This is a genomic window from Nostoc sp. (assembly GCF_036919615.1).
In the GTDB taxonomy this organism is placed as follows: Bacteria; Cyanobacteriota; Cyanobacteriia; order Cyanobacteriales; family Nostocaceae; genus Nostoc.
In genome coordinates this window covers 94,687-112,138 of sequence record NZ_JBALCN010000039.1, presented here as the reverse complement: position 1 = coordinate 112,138, position 17,452 = coordinate 94,687, and the positions used below count along the sequence as shown (strand labels likewise).

The 17,452-nt window shown below is 41.5% G+C and carries 8 protein-coding genes and 2 pseudogenes; 3 read left to right on the top strand and 7 right to left on the bottom strand.

From position 1 onward, the window contains the following. Positions 1–21 precede the first annotated feature (21 nt). The 6 genes and pseudogenes from V7K48_RS12485 to lepB (V7K48_RS12460) form a co-directional block, all read right to left on the bottom strand. Positions 22–1,329, bottom strand: coding sequence for a hybrid sensor histidine kinase/response regulator (locus V7K48_RS12485; RefSeq protein WP_335072813.1), 1,308 nt, complete (start codon positions 1,327–1,329; stop codon positions 22–24). 668 nt (positions 1,330–1,997) lie between these two features. After that, positions 1,998–3,833: a two-component system response regulator gene (locus V7K48_RS12480; protein WP_335072811.1), complete on the bottom strand. Its 1,836-nt coding sequence runs from the start codon at positions 3,831–3,833 to the stop codon at positions 1,998–2,000. Beyond that, positions 3,830–4,251 (bottom strand): annotated as a pseudogene (locus tag V7K48_RS34995) (response regulator); the annotation flags it as partial. The gene V7K48_RS12480 and the pseudogene V7K48_RS34995, both read right to left, overlap by 4 nt. 191 nt (positions 4,252–4,442) lie before the next feature. Further along, positions 4,443–5,225 (bottom strand): MOSC domain-containing protein, encoded by a 783-nt coding sequence (locus V7K48_RS12470; protein WP_335072844.1) that lies wholly within the window; start codon positions 5,223–5,225, stop codon positions 4,443–4,445. Positions 5,226–5,434: 209 nt separating this feature from the next. Next, positions 5,435–6,040: pseudogene (lepB, locus tag V7K48_RS12465) on the bottom strand (signal peptidase I). Positions 6,041–6,156: 116 nt separating this feature from the next. Further along, positions 6,157–6,798: a signal peptidase I gene (gene lepB / locus V7K48_RS12460; protein WP_335072807.1), complete on the bottom strand. Its 642-nt coding sequence runs from the start codon at positions 6,796–6,798 to the stop codon at positions 6,157–6,159. 671 nt (positions 6,799–7,469) lie between these two features. Here lepB (V7K48_RS12460) and V7K48_RS12455 point away from each other — a divergent pair. Next, positions 7,470–8,789: a dihydroorotase gene (locus V7K48_RS12455; RefSeq protein WP_335072805.1), complete on the top strand. Its 1,320-nt coding sequence runs from the start codon at positions 7,470–7,472 to the stop codon at positions 8,787–8,789. A 111-nt stretch (positions 8,790–8,900) separates the two neighbouring features. Next, a complete protein-coding gene (locus V7K48_RS12450; protein ID WP_335072803.1) occupies positions 8,901–10,076 on the top strand; it encodes a patatin-like phospholipase family protein in 1,176 nt (391 codons plus the stop codon). 372 nt (positions 10,077–10,448) lie between these two features. On the opposite strand, the gene V7K48_RS12445 is transcribed toward V7K48_RS12450, so the two are convergent. After that, positions 10,449–12,287, bottom strand: a complete 1,839-nt coding sequence (locus tag V7K48_RS12445) for a ShlB/FhaC/HecB family hemolysin secretion/activation protein (protein ID WP_335072801.1) — start codon at positions 12,285–12,287, stop codon at positions 10,449–10,451. A gap of 536 nt (positions 12,288–12,823) precedes the next feature. Here V7K48_RS12445 and V7K48_RS12440 point away from each other — a divergent pair. Continuing rightward, on the top strand, positions 12,824–17,443 hold the full coding sequence (locus tag V7K48_RS12440) for a two-partner secretion domain-containing protein (protein ID WP_335072800.1): 4,620 nt from the start codon (positions 12,824–12,826) through the stop codon (positions 17,441–17,443). Positions 17,444–17,452: the final 9 nt, after the last annotated feature.

The following is a 17,452-nucleotide window of genomic DNA, read 5'->3' as shown; positions in this document are numbered from 1 at the left end:
TTGAGAACGAGATGTTCTCACTTAACGCTCAGTTTGCTCTATGGGAATTTTGATCGCAAACTCTGCTCCTTTGCCAACAGACGAGGTGTAGGTAATCTGTCCTCGGTGTTTTTGCACAATAATCTGATAGCTAATCGATAATCCTAGCCCACTACCTTTACCTACAGATTTTGTCGTAAAAAATGGGTCAAATAAACGCGATCGCAACGACTCTTTTATACCAGAGCCATTATCAGCGATCGCAATTTTGACCATATTCAAGTCTGTCACCTCTGTATGAATCCGAATTTGGGGAGTGAATAGTTGGGAGTCAGGAGTAGGAGATTGATTTCCCACTCTCTCTTCTATTGCATCAATAGCATTATTCAACAGATGCATAAATACTTGATTTAGTTCACTTGGATAACAAGTGACTAGGGGCAAGTTACTATAATCTTTCACTACAAGAATTGCAGAATGGTCTACTGCTTGGCTGAGTCGATGTTGTAACATCACCAAAGTGTTTTCGATGTCTTCATGGATATTTACCCGCTTCATTTCTGCTTCATCATGCCGAGAAAAGTGTTGTAGCGCCAGGACAATTTCCCGAATGCGATCAGATCCTCTATACATTGCACCTATCAGGTTTTGCAAATCCTTAATCAGAAAATTCAGGTCTATATTTTTGGCTATTTGCTGAATTTTTGGTGTGGGTTTGGGATATTCCTGTTGATAGACCTCAATCATATTCACTAGGTCTTGCATATATTGGCCTGCATATTGGAGATTTCCATAAATAAAACTGATCGGGTTATTGATCTCATGAGCAAGCCCAGCCACTAATTGCCCCAGCGCCACCATCTTTTCATTCTGAATCTGTTGAACTTGAGAGGCTTTCAAGTTGTCAAGAGCCTGTTGAAGTAAAAAGTTTTTTTCTTGCAGTTTAACTTGGAGTAAACGTAAATTAATCTGATTTTCAATTCGCAACACAACCTCTGCCCCATGAAAAGGTTTGGCAATATAATCTACACCACCAACATCAAAGGCTTTTACCTTATCTACAACATCATCCAGAGCGCTAATAAAAATTACTGGGACTTCACAAGTTTTTTTATCAGCTTTCAGTAGTTGACAAACTTGATAGCCATCCATCTCTGGCATATTAATATCCAACAAAATTACATCTGGCAAAACCATTTGACACGCAGTCAGTGCCATTTTACCGTTTAAAGCTTTGCGAACTTCAAAACCTTGTGCAGTCAACATAGCCGATAAAAGCCGCAAATTATCTGGGGTATCATCTACCACTAAAATATTTCTTTTCTGATAGTTAGTTTGATTAAAATGCATTATTATCAAAAGCTAGGCGAATAATTATTGAGGATAAGCTAAACCACATCTAGTTTGCATAACCTGAAATTGTACATTTATTGTAGGGTGGGCGACACGAGTGCCCAATATCTGCTTTGGTTTTTGTCCAATAGCTTAGTAAATACTTCTTTGAAATCACCCTGAAATTTGTTGATTAATTTCACCAAAATACTTATATTTATAGTTTAACTCCCACAGTGGCTGGAGAGTTTTACAGACTATCAAAGCTATTAGCCAGTTACAGCGTTTTTCAGGTAAATTAGGTACACAGGTAGGGGCACAACAATATTCATGCGTGTCAACTTAACGTCAAAGCCTAGTCTGATAAGAAGAGTGAAAATTCTTCGATGTAGCACCGAGATTTTAAATCCCCCCTAACCCCCCTTTTTAAGGGGGGAATTAGAATCGAGTGCCCCCTTTTTAAGGGGGTTAGGGGATCTAAAACGAGGATAAATAAAGTGTTTGAGCTTAAGTTGACACCAATGAACATTGTTATGCCCTTAGAATAATCTGTACCTCACTAAGTCGCAATCTGCTGTATGAAGTTTGCGAACCTGATAGCCTGCTTACCGCAGTATAGTAGATAGCACGCGCAGATTATCTAGGCAAGTGTCAACAATGAAATTTTCCCAGGTGCTATTTGATAGCTACCATTGAGGTGCTGCGGCAAGCAACTTAAGAACCAATTGTTGTTCTATGGGTTTAGAAAACAGATATCCTTGAGCAAAATTACAGTTTAAACTTCTCAATTGGGCTAACTGTTTTTGTGTTTCGACACCTTCAGCGATCGCATTCATCCCCATCGAGTTGGCAATGCCAATCATTGCTGGTACTAATCCCATATTCTCTTTGTTCTCCTGCATCCGTTTGACGAAAGATTTATCAATTTTGAGTGCATTTAAAGGAAAGATGTGCAGGTAACTCAAAGAGGAATATCCTGTACCAAAGTCATCCATAATCAACTTGATTTTTCGCTGCTTTAGTTTTTGAAGAATTATTTTAATCGCATTAGTATTTTCCATAATGACACTTTCTGTAATTTCTAATTCTAAGTATGCAGGATTTATTTTATTTTCATAAATTATTCGGTCAATTTGTTCTACTAAATTGGGCTGTGAAAATAACCTTGCACTCAAATTGACACTAATAGTTAGAGGTTCTAGTGTCACTGGATGATGTTGCCAGATGCTTAGTTGATGACAAGCTGACTGTAATACCCAAGTATTGATGGCATTAATCAAACCTGTTTCTTCTGCTACAGGAATAAATTCTGTGGGATAAACTAGACCACGAATCGGATGTTGCCAGCGCACCAAAGCTTCAAATCCAGAAATTTTCCCTGTAGTCAAGGAAACAATTGGCTGATAATAAACGAGGAATTCTTGCCTTTCTACAGCCCTTCGCAGGTCATTTTCTAACTCTAAAAGCTGAATAGCTTCCTGATGCATTGCTGGATTGAAAACGTGATATTTGCCTCTTCCTTGAGCCTTGGCCCGATACATTGCCGTATCAGCATCTCGCAGCAAATAGTCTGGGCAATCGTAATCTTTATTACCCCAACTAATACCAATACAGGCATTCATAAATACTTCATATCTTGACAGTTTAAAAGCAAGTGATAGCTGTTGCAGAATCTGTTCGACAACTTGGATTGCTATGTTGATGTCTGTGATATTTTCTAGGATAATTCCAAATTCATCACCGCCTAATCGTGCTAGAGTATCAATAGGTATCAGACATGCTTGCAGGCGGCGAGCAATGGCTATCAGCAATTCATCTCCCACCAAATGACCAAGAGAATCATTGACAACTTTGAAGCGATCGCAGTCCAAAAAAAGTACCACAAACTGATAACTAGATTCTTGCTTTGCCCGATTTAGAGCATTTTCTAGTCGCCTGATAAACAAAACTCGGTTTGGTAATCCAGTCAGTGAATCATGCAGCGCCATATCTAGCAGTTGACTTTGCAATTTCTGGCGGGAAGTGATTTCTTCTTGGAGTTTTTCTAGAGCTTTTTCTAGCTCCCCAGTCCGCTGCTTTACCCGATGTTCTAGTTCGACATTTAGTTTCAATATTTCTAATCGCGCCGACCTCAATGCCAGTTGATTTTGCACGCGCACTAAAACTTCTTGAAACTCAAAAGGTTTGGTGATGTAGTCTACACCACCTACCCTAAAGGCTTTAACTTTGTCAAAAACATCATCTAAAGCGCTAATAAAAATTACCGGAATATCGGCTGTTAATTCCCAAGCTTTAAAGGTCTGACAAATTTGATAGCCATCTACTTCTGGCATCATAATATCAAGTAAAATTAAATCCGGTAATACTGTTTGAGTTGCTGTCAGTGCCATTTGCCAGTTCAAGGCTTTACGAACGTTGTACCCATTCTTTGTCAATATGGAGGATAAAACCCGGAGGTTGTCCGCCATATCGTCAATGATCAAAATATCTTTTTTATCAGCGTCTAAATGCTCGTAATTCATTCTACGTTTGTTCTAGTCAATTCCATGATTTTCTCAAACTGGTAGTTATTCGCTAAATCCCGGAGAACTTGGAAAACTTGACCATTATCTGATGGAATTTGCTTGAGTAACTCTAAAATCAGTTCATCACTACAGCTGGCTACCGCATAGTGTATCTGTTGGAACCACTTAGATAATATTTGTGATAAATGGCTCAGGAGTTGGGCAACACTGACAAGCATCTGTGTAGGGTGATCGATAACTCCTGTGTTTATGGTTTCTACTTGGTTAGTATACTTTACACCTAGATGTTAGCTCAGTTTTTCCAATAATACTTCCTGCGTGAATGGCTTGCGAATAAAATCATCGCAGCCAATTGACAAATTTTCTGGCGTTCTTCCTCAAAGGTGCTGGCAGTTAGGGCAATAATAATCGTGTGTGTAGTGGTTGCCAAGATTCCCAATTAGCGATCGCTTCAGTACCATCTGTAGCTTCTCTGACTTCAAAGCCTATAAATGTGACAATTTTAACTAGGCGATCGCCAATTTCATTTTCTAATTGAGTAGCAAACTCAAGAAAAATCCAAAAAATTTACTTTGTATTTTTTATTTTGAATAAATATTAATTTTATTATAAAAGTATTTCAACCTCATCACCGATTTGTAAAATTTTTCTGGCTGACGATGGGGGTAATTGAGTATTGACACTCAATCTGTAAAAGTGATTAAAAGGCGATGAAGTAACCCAATTTGGCAGAGTAGCTTGTCGCTTGGTTGCAAAGATTTTTTGAAAGTTTGGGTAAGCTTCCCCCAAGTAAGAATCGCGTGTTGGGACTATACAACGCTGACATGGGTTAACCCCAAAAAAGTGTACATCTCCCACTCGAAAGGAGACTAAATCACCTTGTTTACTAAATAGCTGATCTTCCCAAAATGGTGGTACACCATCAATCTCGATGTTGGCACGCATCCGACGGCGGATTTCATCTACACTTAAACCGGGAAACCAAGAAGATACTTCTACCAACGTTGCCGTACTAATTACCGTTGGCCCGAGTGAGTGTGTATCGTCAGGAAAACCAATCAGACAGTTTTGTCCCAATGTGACAGCAAACTCAAAAAAATCACTCAAAGCTGCTTCTAATGCTTGCCGTTCCTCATCCAGATGAAAAATGTGTTCTAAGTCGCCGTCTGGAATTTGCAACGAGATAGTTCTATTTAAGAGTGCAAATTGCGCCCTTAGTAAATGGATTTTAGGATGACGCTTGCCATTGACAAATCTACCCTGTTCGTCAAAAATGGCAAACTCGCGGTCATGCTGTAGTCCGCCACTGGCAAGAACTCTAGCATTCTCAACTTCAATACCATCTAGTGACTTAACTGGATACAGTAAAATCTTGGCTAGGTAAGGCATCATCGCAATTTTGGATTTTGGACTTCGGCTCCTTTCGACTTCTCTACGAGACGCTCTTGCTAGCTTGCTTCCCCGGAGGGGTACGCTCAAGGCTAAGTCGCTCAGTCGAACGATTTTGGATTAAAGATTGGTGATTTAGCAGTCTTTAATCTAAAATCTAAAATTCTTTTGTTATTTGTCCATCTTACCAATATTGTTAATATTGTTAATTATGGATATAGTGGCGATTTATCTATTCCTCCAACATGATTTAAAGGCCAGAAGCGAACTACAACACGTCCAATAATATTTTAGCGGGGGACAACACCCCAGCAGCGACCATCATAACTGTTCTGACGATTATCACCTAGTACTAAATATGAGTCGGCTGGTATAGTCTGGGGTTTTGCCAAAAAAGCTGGCTGTGGTGCTGATTGGCAAACATCAATTGCTGTACTCTGTCCTGAACTGAGATAATTAGCTTCTGGTAGGGGTTTGTTATTAACATAGACTTTGCCATCTCTAAGTTGTACTTGTTCTCCAGGTAAGCCAATTACCCCTTTGATAAAAGCATTCTGGTATTGTTCTTTTTGTAGTTCCTCTGTAGGTAAAAATACTACTATATCTCCCCGCTGTGGTGCAGCAAATTTATACTTCAACTTATCGACAATGATTTTGTCTGCCTCCGACTGGTTTGGCGTACCATGCAGAGTCGGTTCCATATTGCCAGAAGGAATCCAGCGAGCTTCGGTAAAAATAAGGATATATAGACCAATAGTCCAGAAGATTAGTATTACAGTACCCTCGATAATGGTCTTACATCTGATATTGGGCATATCCCATTCTCTTTTGCTTTCTTATGGAAGCTAGCTGATTGCTCAAGCAAAGAATATAACAGTCCTAAATTCTTCTTGAGCAAGAGCATCAAGCTAATTATTCGTCATGAAGTTGTTTATGGATATAGTGGTGATTTATCTATTCCTCCAACATGATTTAGAGGCCAGAAGCGAACTACAGCCCGTCCAATAATATTCTGACGGGGGACAACACCCCAGCAGCGACCATCATAACTGTTGTTACGATTGTCACCTAGTACTAAATATGAATCGGCTGGTATAGTCTGGGGTTTTGCCAAAAAGGCTGGCTGTGGTGCTGATTGGCAAACATCAATTATTGTACTCTGCCCTGAACTGAGATAATTAGCTTCTGGGAGGAGTTTGTTGTTGATATAAACTTTGCCATCCTTAAGTTGTACTTGTTCTCCAGGTAAGCCAATTACCCGTTTAATAAAAGCATCCTGGTATTGTTCTTTTTGTAATTCTTTTGTAGGTGAAAATACTACAATATCTCCCCGCTGCGGGTCAGCAAATTTATACTTCAACTTATCGACAATGATTTTGTCTGCCTCCCACTGGTTTGGCGTACCATGCAGAGTCGGTTCCATCGATCCAGAAGGAATCCAGCGTGCTTCAGCAACAAAGGTACGAATTCCCAGAGCTAGAACAATGCTCAATACAATTGTTCTACCTAGCTCTGCGATCCAGGAATTATCAGGTTGTTGACTAGAGTTGTTATCAGACACTTGATTATGCATGAAATTACTTAACTGAAGAAAAGATATAGGTAATTAACTCGCCTAGTGAGACTTTATCTGTTAATCTTAACGGGAAAACTTTAATTTCCTAGTCATGTTTGCATCTTGACTACCAATTTTAGATTGTGGATTTGAGATTTTGGATTGGGAGTGTTTATTCTGGTTCATGACTCGCCTCTGGTGGGCGAAACCAATTTAAAATTCCCAAACCATATCCTTTCTAGGATAAGGTCAATCCCTTCGGCTTGGTGCACTCGCTCATAGGGAGCCACTGCGGTGAGTCCAGCACTGCGGGAGGGTTTCCCTCCGCAGGTGACTGGCGAACCCGTAAGGGTGGACGGGTTAAGAGGCATAAAGCAAGTGGCGTGGAAACCCCCTACAGCCCTTCGGGCATCCTACGGCAGGCGCTAGCCTCTCCCAATGTGAGAAGAGCGCCCTGCTTCACCAAAATCCCAAATCTAAAATCCAAAATTGATTGACGGGGTTCTTCATAAATTAAAAATAAATTTTTTTTAATAGGTGGCAAAATTGCTCACTCTGATCGCGACTCAGTTTAACCTAAAAGCATAGTTCTCTGTAATACATAAGCTGCCTTTGCTTAAGAAAGCGTCCGGAAAATAGCCATAACTCTTGCCACGATTGAATCTATTCATTTTTAATTGTTGAACCCTATGTCATCTCCACAAATTCTACTGATTCGCCGCGCTCGCATAATCCTACCCAATGGTGAACTGATGATTGGGGATGTGTTGACGCGCGATCGCCAAATAGTCGAAGTTGCGCCAGAAATCTCCCAAACGCCACTAGCCATAGAAATTGACGCAGAAGGGTTAACTTTGTTGCCAGGAGTTATTGATCCGCAGGTGCATTTTCGAGAACCTGGACTAGAACACAAGGAAGATTTATTCACCGCCAGTTGTGCCTGTGCTAAAGGCGGAGTCACTTCCTTTTTGGAAATGCCCAATACACGCCCCCTGACAACTACACAGCAAGCTTTAGACGACAAGCTAGAACGTGCCTCAAACAAGTGCTTGGTTAATTATGGCTTTTTTATTGGGGCAACAGCAGAGAATCTTCCAGATTTGCTTTTGGCAAAGCCAACACCGGGAATTAAGATTTTCATGGGGTCGATGCATGGTCAGTTGCTGGTTGATGGTGAAACAGCCCTCTCTGCAATATTTGCTAAAGGCGATCGCTTGATTGCGGTTCATGCCGAAGATCAAGCTAGAATCAACCAACGACGCCAAGAATTTGCCAACATCCACTATCCAGCCATTCACTCCCAAATTCAAGATAATCAAGCGGCTTTGCTTGCAACCCAACTAGCATTAAAACTTTCTCAAAAATATCAACGTCGTCTGCATATTCTGCATATGTCAACAGCTGAAGAAGCAGATTTGCTGCGTCAGCATAAACCTAGTTGGGTAACAGCAGAAGTAACACCACAGCATTTGTTGTTAAATACTAGTGCCTATGAGCAGATTGGCACATTAGCACAGATGAATCCACCTTTGCGATCGCCCCACGATAACGAAGTTCTCTGGCAAGCTTTGCGCGATGGCGTGATTGATTTCATCGCTACAGATCACGCGCCGCACACTTTAGAAGAAAAAGCTCAAGAATACCCCAATAGTCCTTCAGGAATGCCTGGGGTGGAAACTTCCCTAGCTTTGATGTTAACTGCGGCGATGCAGGGACAGTGTACTGTGGCTCAAGTTGTCAACTGGATGTCCAAAGCTGTAGCTGTGGCTTATGGTATTCCTAATAAAGGAGCGATCGCACCTGGCTATGATGCCGATTTAGTGCTTGTAGATTTAAACATATACCGTCCAGTTCGGCGTGAGGAACTTTTAACAAAATCCCGTTGGAGTCCCTTTGAGGGCTGGAACCTCACTGGCTGGGCTAAAACCACCATTGTCGGTGGTGAAATAGTTTATGACAAAGGCCAGGTAAATACGCAAGTGCGGGGTCAAGCTTTAACTTTCTTATAGCAAATATTTATTTAAGATTACGTAGTAGACAAATAATTATACATCGAAGTCATACTTGAACATACCAGATAGGAGTAAATAAGCTAACAGAAATAATCAAGGAGAATTGCTATGTCCTTCAAAATTTTGGCTTTAGACGGTGGCGGTATTCGTGGAGTCGTTGCAGCACGAATACTTCAACAAGTAGAACAAGAAATTAGAAATCAGGGGAAAGGAAACTTTTTACACGAATACTTTGACCTGATTGCAGGCACTTCTACCGGTTCAATATTAGCAGGAGGGATTGCTCTAGGAAAGGAAAGTAATGAACTCATTAAACTGTATATAGATAGAGGTAAAGATATATTCCCGCTCAGTAGAAAAGAGCGCTATCAAAACTTCCCGTCTATCATCAAACCAATTCTTGATGTATTTTCAGCACCTAAATATTCTCATGATGGAATTATTAGCGTCCTCAAAGATGCGTATAAAGCCACAAGAATAAAGGATATTGAAAAACCGATTATCTTGATTCTTGCTTACGATACGCTATATCGTAATACAACCTTTTTTACAAATTGTCATCCCGATCTAGGAGACAAATGGTACGACGACTGTTATTTATGGGAGATATGTACCGCTTCTGCCTCAGCTCCCACTTTTTTCCCACCATATAAATTAAAACCTGTAGATCAACAAAAATTTGGTGATTGGGAATTTCCACACATTGATGGAGGAGTTTCTGCTAATAACCCCTCTCTTGCAGCTTTGAGTCTAGTTCTGAGGATTAGTCAGTCTTCAGTCTCTCCAACAATCAAGCAAAAATATAAACTTGATAATCTGCGATTGGAAGATATTTCTATCCTTTCTATTGGCACAGGTCAAACTGGTGAACCATATCAATATGAGCAAATAAGCAAATGGAGAGGCTTGAACTGGGCACAACATCTTACTAATATATTTATGGAACCTACATCTGAGATTGGTAGTACCATTTGCCGACAAATCATGGGTGGATACGATTCTAAACGTTACTTACGTCTTCAGTTTGACTTAAATGAGACATTTAAACCCAAACCAAAAGAGACTTATAAAGATCCTCGCATTGTATTACCTCCAGAAGATCGAAAAAACCGATTTACAGGCGAAAAAGTCACTGAAGAAATAGATAACGCTAGTTCAGAGATTCTTAAGCAGTTAATAGATACTACCTCTGCATTCATTGATCGAGGTCTGACGGATTATACCAGAGACGATTCCGGTTATCCGATAAAAAAGGCGATCGCCTCTTTCGTTAGAGATAACTAGTACGCCACGGCGTAAATAGAGCAACAATTTAAAATCCTTAAAAAGCCCATTCCATAATACTTTTGAATGAGTGAATGAGTAACTTCTGCCTTGCGGTACTAGTACTTTGTAAAGCTAGTGCAAGAGGTTTTGTAGTAAGCACGAAGAGTGCTTAGAAAATAAGGACTAAAGTCCTTACCCTTTTCCTAACAAAGACGCGCAAAGGACGGGTGAGGCTCAAACACAAACAGCGTGTCACAGACAAGACTCGAAAAGTATCATGCAGTTACAGGCCTGGCTATTAGCCGTAAGTTAACTGATGGGAGAATTTTAAGGCATTTACATAAACCAGGACAACATAAATTATGGTTCAAATCACACTAAAGACAGGTATTAGAACGGCTGTCTGTAGATTAAGGAAAAATTAAACCCCTGCTCTTGCAATGTTTGTTTATCTCCAGAGACGCTAATTAGGGGTATACCCCAATCAAATCGAGCCGTGAGGCGATCGCTCATATTGAACAGCAACCCTGAACCAATCGAAACTAAATCAAAATGATTTTGGGAAGGATTGACGACACTTTCCTGGTTAAAGCCATGACCAAAGTCTACAAAGGGGGTGAGTTGTAAGACCATTTTTGAATCACGAATTCTAAAGATGGGAATTCTGACTTCAGCAGACAGAAAGATGCCACTATCTGTAAGTAATAGGTCTTGGCGATAACCCCGGACGCTTTCCTCTCCTCCCAGTCCAAATTGTTCTAAGGGAACCAGGACTTTGTTTGCCAGTTGAATATCTCCTCGCAGCAGCAGCGATGTATCTTCAGCTAACAACCGGACATATTGTGCCTGTCCTCTCCACGAGAAAAAGTTGCCTTCAGGAGTAGAAGTATTGGGCGTAGCATTTAAAGCGTTTAAAGCACCCAATCCAAAACTGAACTGAGAACGAAGAGCCACCACTTGTTTACTGTTCTGGATTGTGTAATCTTGAAAAAACCGCAGGGCTGTAATGGCAGTCGTTCCTCCAGCATCGGCTCCCACTGATGGGAATGGGATCTCGCCTCCCAGCAGCGTTGCTCCACTTTCCCGATAGCTGCCTGTCAATCCGAGAGCAAACTCCTGAGTTGTGGTTCGTATAATTGGTTGACGCACCGTCAGTTCAATGTAATTGGAATTAGAGTCGATATCGAGGACATCAAATGGTTTCTCGATTACATGGCTGAAGGCAAAACCGCCGCTTAATGTAATCGTACCATTATGGGGATTGAAAGGAATGGTATAGCTGGTATCGAGGGAATTACTACCATCAGTATTGGTATAGGCCAGGAATAGACTGTCGCCCAAGCCCAGAAGGTCAAAATTGGTCAGTTGCAGTTGGCGACGAAAAGTACCCACACTAGGTGTGCGTGCGTTATCGAGGGTGAGTTGAGCCTCCCAAATCGGAGCTTCGGTCACTTGGATCTCCAGCAAACTTTCACCTGGCTGCGTCCCCGTAGACAGTTCAGCTGAAATATTCTTAATCAACCGATCATCTTTGAGTCGCAGAAGCTGGAGGGCTTCTACCAAACGCTTTTGATTCAGGGGTTTAGTTGTGGCTAGTGCTACACGATTGCGGACATAGTTCGGATTGAGATGCCGAGTTCCCGTAACTTTGATGTCTTCCACTCCCCCTTCACTAATTTGAATTTTGACCACTCCGCCTTCTAAATCTTGGGGCGGAATATAGGCTCCAGAAGTGATGTAGCCATTATCTAAATAGAGTTTAGTAATCTTGGATCGCATCTCAAATAGTTCTGCTAGAGAGATGGGATGGTTGGTGTAAGGTCTAGTGATATCGGCAAAATCTTGCTGTCTGAATACCGTACTCCCGATGACCTCAAATCGCGTGACTGTAATTGTGGCAGGAACATTCCCTGGTATGGGTGCCGAAGGTGGAGTAATTGGGGTGCCGGGTTGAAGGATTGGGGCTGAAGAGGGCGGTTGGGGTGAGGTGGGCGCAGGCGGGAGGGTAGGAGGCGTTGGAGAGGGAAGGGGGATGACATCCTGTGGGAGTGGCAGGGTAGGGGTGGGAGCTTGAGCAGAATTGATAGTTTGGGCATTGAGTGGTTTTACAGATAGATTACCGATCACTGCCAAACTCAAACAGAACCAGGGTAGATGGGATTTATTCAACATAGGGAACATATACTGATTTAGGAGTGCTGTAGCAATACTTACAAAACCCAATTTCATAAAATAGTGAAATATAGTCAGATAAACAGCAAAATTGCGCTTTACGAAAAATTTTCTGGTAAATTTTTATCACAATTGTAAGCATTAATCCGATAAAAGCTGGGTTAATAAATATTGCTAGATATTTAGCTTTTCACCAATATTTCTTCTGTCTAGTACACGATGAATATTTTTTTTAGGAGAATAAATATTAGTAATGTAATAAACAATTATCGTAACAGTTTACAGGGCGAGAAAAAATGTTCGATATGGAATCACGCGCAAACAGTACAATAACCAGTCTAGATTAGATTTTTTTCGATTAATTTTAAATAGTCAACGGTGCTATACTAGTTTGTAACTTTTCTTGTGGACATTTTGTAGGTACTATTAGCAGATATAATAAATCAGTCCCAATCCTTGCTAAACAACAGCTTTAGCATTTCAACGAATGATCTACCTCTGTGAACGGTTACTAAGTATTTCGGTAATTGCATCATTTCAAAGAAACAAAGCTTGTAGGATCTTGCGAAATCTAAGATTAAAAAACAAAGTTAATGATAAAAAATACACCTAAAATCTGGTTTGCAGTCAGAAATGCGATCGCCTACGGTGGAGCTTTGTCCATCGCATTTCTGACCAGCGTTAGTCCAGCGCAGGCGCAGATTGTGCCTGACAAGACGCTGCCGGTAAACTCGCAGGTGTCACCGGGAATGTGTGCTGCCTGTACGGTGATTAATGGCGGTACGGTGCGGGGGGCAAACCTGTTTCACAGTTTCCGCGAGTTTTCCATCCCCACGGGCGGGGAAGCCTATTTCAACAATGCCACTCAGATTCAAAATATCCTGACGCGGGTTACTGGCTCATCAATGTCGAATATTGATGGCTTGATTAGAGCGAATGGCATCGCCAATCTGTATCTGCTCAACCCGAATGGGATTGTGTTTGGTCCTAATGCCAGTCTGAATATTGGCGGTTCCTTTGTAGGGACGACTGCGGGAAGTCTGAAGTTGCCGGATGGCAGCGAGTATAGCGCGATAAATCCCCAGGCTCCCTCGTTGTTGGCGGTGAATTTAGTGCCGGGGGTGCAGTTTGGGGCGAGGCCATCGGGATCAACGATTACGAATGGCGGTAACTTAACCACAGGAAAAGACCTGACTCTGGCAGCAGATAATCTAGACTTGCATGGACAATTGCAGGCAGGTAGGGATTTGACGTTGCTGGCAACCAATACGGTGACAGCAAAAGACAGTCCAACAGTTCCGTTTGTAGCAGCGGCGGGGGGCAATCTTCTGATACAGGGAAATCAGGGGATTGATATTGCTGCCCTAAGTCACCCAAATAGTGGATTGTTTGCGGGTGAAAATTTGGTGTTGCGATCTGATAACACAGTAGGCGGTGATGCCCACTTTTGGAGTGGTGGTAATTTCAGAACTGAGCGCTTAGATGGCAGCTTAGGAAGTTTATTCAGCCCCCATGACCCAATTATCAAGACTGGTGGAGATGTCACCTTTGACACTTACACCGGAACTTCATTGCACATTCTGGCAGGTGGGAGCGTCACGATTACAGGTGATGTCAAAATTACAGGTAATGCTCCTTTTGGGCAAGCTCTTATAGAGAATGTCACCCTATCTGATGGAACGATAGTTCCTATTGATAGTAGTAATCAACCTACAGTGGATATTCGGTCTGGTGTAGATTCAAGTGCGATCAGTAATCCATTTCTAACTGGCGCGGGCACTTTTACCCCTGCACTTCCAGTTTCAACCCCCGCTCCAACAAGCGCAAATATTGCGATCGCTAATATTAGCATTGACCAGTCGAACGGATTAGTCTTCTTGAGCAATCAATATAAACCAAATAGCTCATTGGCAGGTAACATTACTTTAAACAACAATAATAATAAAAGAATAGATACTCGTGGTGGTCCAGTTGTCATTGATTCCCGTGGAGATATTAATATCAATGAAAAGGTTGTAGCGTCTACCACCGCCGGTGTTAGTGGCAATGTTGATACTATTTTCTTAATTGCTGCCAATTCTCTCAATGTTAATCCAGGTGCACAATTATCTAGTGCAAGCTTCGCAACGGGAAATGCAGGCGATATAAATATTTTTGCTGGTAAATCTGTAACGTTTGATGGTTCTCAGGCTTTCTCTACTTTAGAGCCTGGTGCTGATGGCACTGGTGGTAATATCACTATTACCACTGGAACACTTTCTTTAAAGAACGCAAGTTTGCAAACCCTTGTTGGTAGAAAAGACAACCCAAAACCGGCAACAGGGGATGCGGGCAATATAAATATTGTTGCCAGTAAATCTGTGACATTTGATAATAGTCAAGTCCTTAGCTCAGTCAGTTCTGGCTCAATTGGAAACGCAGGGGATATCTTCATTAATGCTCACGATCAGGTTTTAATTCAAAATAACAGCGAAGTTTCCAGCCAGGGTAATAATGGACGAATTTTGATTGGAACCAATTTGAATTCTGATAGGTCAACTACCCAAGAGTCCTTAAGTTCTTTTAAGCTGGATAACTCTAAAATTACAACAACTAATTTGGGTAGTGGTTTGGCAGGGGACATATTCATTAATGCCCGCGATCAAGTCTTGATTCAAAATAGCAGCGAAGTCTCCAGCCAGGGTGATTTTGGACGAATTTTGATTGGAACCAACTTGAATTCTGATAAAAGATCAACTACCCAAGGCTTGCTAAGTTCTTTGACGCTGGATAACTCTAAAATTACAACCAATGACTCTCCTGATCCTACAAAGCCTAATACAGATCCTCAAATTGAAGCAGGGAATATCTTCATTAATGCCCACGATCAGGTTTTAATTCAAAATAACAGCGAAGTTTCCAGCCAGGGTAATAATGGACGAATTTTGATTGGAACCAATTTGAATTCTGATAGGTCAACTACCCAAGAGTCCTTAAGTTCTTTTAAGCTGGATAACTCTAAAATTACAACAACTAATTTGGGTAGTGGTTTGGCAGGGGACATATTCATTAATGCCCGCGATCAAGTCTTGATTCAAAATAGCAGCGAAGTCTCCAGCCAGGGTGATTTTGGACGAATTTTGATTGGAACCAACTTGAATTCTGATAAAAGATCAACTACCCAAGGCTTGCTAAGTTCTTTGACGCTGGATAACTCTAAAATTACAACCAATGACTCTCCTGATCCTACAAAGCCTAATACAGATCCTCAAATTGAAGCAGGGAATATCTTCATTAATGCCCACGATCAGGTTTTAATTCAAAATAACAGCGAAGTTTCCAGCCAGGGTAATAATGGACGAATTTTGATTGGAACCAATTTGAATTCTGATAGGTCAACTACCCAAGAGTCCTTAAGTTCTTTTAAGCTGGATAACTCTAAAATTACAACAACTAATTTGGGTAGTGGTTTGGCAGGGGACATATTCATTAATGCCCGCGATCAAGTCTTGATTCAAAATAGCAGCGAAGTCTCCAGCCAGGGTGATTTTGGACGAATTTTGATTGGAACCAATTTGAATTCTGATAATAGATCAACTACTCAAGGCTCGTTAAGTTCTTTGACGCTGAATACCTCTAAAATTACAACAACTAATTCTGGTAGTGGTATAGCAGGGTTTATCTTTCTTAATGCCCGCGATCAAGTCTTGATCCAAGATAAAAGCGAAGTCTCTAGCGAGGGAAATGTTGGACGAATTTTTATTGGAACCAATTTGAATTCTGATAATAGCTCAACTACCCAAGGCTCGTTAAGTTCTTTGACGCTGGATAACTCTAAAATTACAACCGATGACTCTCCTGATTCCAAAAAGCCTAATACAGATCCTAAAATTCAAGCAGGGTATATCATAATTAATGCCCGCGATCAGGTTTTTATCAAAGGTAACAGCACAGTTCTCAGCCAGGGTAATAATGGACGAATTTTTATTGGAACCAACTTGAATTCTGATAATAGATCAACTACCCAAGGATCGCTAAGTTCTTTGACGCTGGATAACTCTAAAATTACAACCAGTGACTCTCCTGATCCTGATAAGCCTAATACAACTCCTCAAATTAAAGCAGGGGATATCTTCATTAATGCCCGCGATCAAGTCCTGATTCAAAAGGGCAGCGAAGTCTCCAGTGATGGTAATAATGGAGGGATTTTTATTGGAACCAACTTGAATTCTGATGGAAAATTAATTACCCAAGGCTCGCTACGTTCTTTGACGCTGCTGAATAACTCTAAAATTACAACCAATGACTCTTCTGATTCCACAAATCCTAACATTCAAGCAGGGAGTATCTTTTTTAATGCCCGCAATCGAATCACTCTTGATAATAATTCTTCTGTGACTGCTACTAGCAAAAACGGTAATGGGGGCAACATCACGATTGATCCCGATATTTTGCTGCTACGTCGCGGCAGTAAGATTTCTACCACTTCAGGTACAGATGGGTCTGGCAGTGGTAATGGTGGTAACATCACAATTGACAGCACATTTATCGTTTCTGACCCACTAAAAAATAATGATATTACTGCCAACGCCTTTGGTGGCAGTGGCGGTAAAGTAACGATCAATGCCAAAAACCTCTTTTGGATTTTCCCGTTAAGTCGGCAGGATCTAGCTACACGGTTAGGGTTATCCCCTAACACTACAGATTTCAACCAACTGGACCCCAGTAATGTAACTTTAAATAAAGCGAATTTTCAGAATGATATTACTGCCATCTCCCAGACTAATCCCACGTTGAATGGTGTTGTCACTGTTAACGCACTCAATCTGGATGTTACTCAGGGATTGGAAGAACTCAACCTAGTACCAATTGACACTTCACGACTGATTGCTCAGGGTTGTGCCACTGGTAAACGGTTTACCTTGAATGAAAATAAATTTGTGGTAACAGGTCGGAGTGGCATTCCCGCCAGTCCAGAGGATGTCTTCCCCAGCTCCCGCGTCCTCACCGAACTAGGCACCCCCACAGTTACAAATAATCTTGCCAACAGCCCCGCTACCCCTGCTACTACCACCCCCCGCACCTCACCCCACCCCATCATCGAAGCCCAAGGATGGATTGTTGCCCCTAATGGCAAGATTCGCCTAGTTGCCCAATCCACCAACCCGATCGCATCACCCCTCCAGCAGAACCCGATCACCTGTCCAGCCGATTCCAGCCTCCTGAAGCCCTAAAAAGGAATT

Coding starts and splice junctions, on each gene's coding strand:
- V7K48_RS12445 (WP_335072801.1), bottom strand. CDS start 12,287: ATGAAATTGGGTTTTGTAAGTATTGCTACAGCACTCCTAAATCAGTAT.
- V7K48_RS12450 (WP_335072803.1), top strand. CDS start 8,901: ATGTCCTTCAAAATTTTGGCTTTAGACGGTGGCGGTATTCGTGGAGTC.
- V7K48_RS12455 (WP_335072805.1), top strand. CDS start 7,470: ATGTCATCTCCACAAATTCTACTGATTCGCCGCGCTCGCATAATCCTA.
- V7K48_RS12485 (WP_335072813.1), bottom strand. CDS start 1,329: ATGCATTTTAATCAAACTAACTATCAGAAAAGAAATATTTTAGTGGTA.
- V7K48_RS12470 (WP_335072844.1), bottom strand. CDS start 5,225: ATGCCTTACCTAGCCAAGATTTTACTGTATCCAGTTAAGTCACTAGAT.
- V7K48_RS12440 (WP_335072800.1), top strand. CDS start 12,824: ATGATAAAAAATACACCTAAAATCTGGTTTGCAGTCAGAAATGCGATC.
- V7K48_RS12480 (WP_335072811.1), bottom strand. CDS start 3,833: ATGAATTACGAGCATTTAGACGCTGATAAAAAAGATATTTTGATCATT.
- lepB (WP_335072807.1), bottom strand. CDS start 6,798: ATGCATAATCAAGTGTCTGATAACAACTCTAGTCAACAACCTGATAAT.